The 1,150-nt window shown below is 64.6% G+C and carries 2 protein-coding genes and 1 pseudogene; 1 reads left to right on the forward strand and 2 read right to left on the reverse strand.

Translation table 11 applies throughout. The annotated features are described in order from the left end of the window. A partial coding sequence (locus A3764_RS17515; protein WP_236628236.1) for a GcrA family cell cycle regulator occupies positions 1-236 on the forward strand: 236 nt, incomplete at its 5' end. Positions 237-277: 41 nt separating this feature from the next. On the opposite strand, the gene A3764_RS17520 is transcribed toward A3764_RS17515, so the two are convergent. After that, positions 278-1,063, reverse strand: coding sequence for an SseB family protein (locus tag A3764_RS17520; protein WP_067925890.1), 786 nt, complete (start codon positions 1,061-1,063; stop codon positions 278-280). Next, positions 1,056-1,150, reverse strand: a pseudogene (locus tag A3764_RS26075) (uracil-DNA glycosylase family protein); the annotation flags it as partial. The gene A3764_RS17520 and the pseudogene A3764_RS26075, both read right to left, overlap by 8 nt.

The following is a 1,150-nucleotide window of genomic DNA, read 5'->3' on the forward strand; positions in this document are numbered from 1 at the left end:
CCGCGAACGAGATCAGCCCCGAAGCGCTCGCCAAGGTCAACGAGATCGAGAAGAAGGCGAAGAAGATCGGCTTAATGGAATTGACCGAACGGACCTGCAAATGGCCCGTCGGCGACCCCGCGACCGAGGATTTCTGGTTCTGCGGTCTTCCCGTCCAGCAAGGCAAACCCTACTGCGAGGCGCATGTGGGCGTGGCGTTCCAACCCATGAGCGCGCGCCGCGACCGTCGGCGCTGATGCTCTGATCGGGGCGCGACGCCTGCGCCCTGATACCGCATCTATCTGAGGATCGGCGGCTTCGCCGGATCGCTTCCCGGCGCTGTCATACGGGGAGTCTTCTGCAAAGCTTCGGGCTGCGGCAGGTCGAATCGCAGGCCCACCTTCGCCAACCGGGGCACCACGGCATCACCCGCGGCGAAGAAGCCCACGTCCATCTCCCCGGCCTCGATGCCAGAGAATGTCAGCGCCTCGGACGCCGCGCGCACCAGCGCCGGTTGCGCCCGCTCGATGGCCCCGACAAAGCCGAGCAGATGCCCCCTGCCGCCCCCTTCGTATTCAACAGCCACAAGATAGGCCCCGGCCGCCATCCCCGTCGCCGTGGCAAGCTTTGCGTCCAATGCGGTGACAAGGCTTTCGGGAAGGCCCTTCGGTGGCAGAACCTGCTGGATGCGCGTTTCAACCTCGCTCGCGGCCTGCGCCAGCGTTTCACAAAGCCAGTCGATCGCCTCCGGCGGCAGCAACACCGCAGATGGCGCAACATCGAGGTTGATCGCCATGCCCAGCTTTTGCCCCTGCAACATCCCGGCAATGGCGCGCCCCGACAGCGCGACATAGGGTGCCGCCTGCCCCACGTAAGCAGAAAGCCGGGCTGCCCGGTCGAAAACCAGCACATAGGCGTCTTCGTGCAGCACGGGTTCCACCGCGTCGCCCTCCGGTTCGTCCTTCAGCAGCAGGAATAATTCGGAATCCGCAACCCTTTCGTAGAAACGCAACCGCGCCAGATCGTCATCGGCGTCAGCCTGCATCGCGGCATGCGCAGTATCGAGCGGGGTCGTTTCAGTCATCCAGTACATCCCTTACGGCCGCCTGCAGGCGCGGCACCACGTCGGCTTCGAACCATGGGTTCTTCTTCAGCCAACCGGTATTGCGCC

The organism is Sulfitobacter sp. HI0129 (assembly GCF_001635395.1).
Classification (GTDB): Bacteria; Pseudomonadota; Alphaproteobacteria; order Rhodobacterales; family Rhodobacteraceae; genus Sulfitobacter.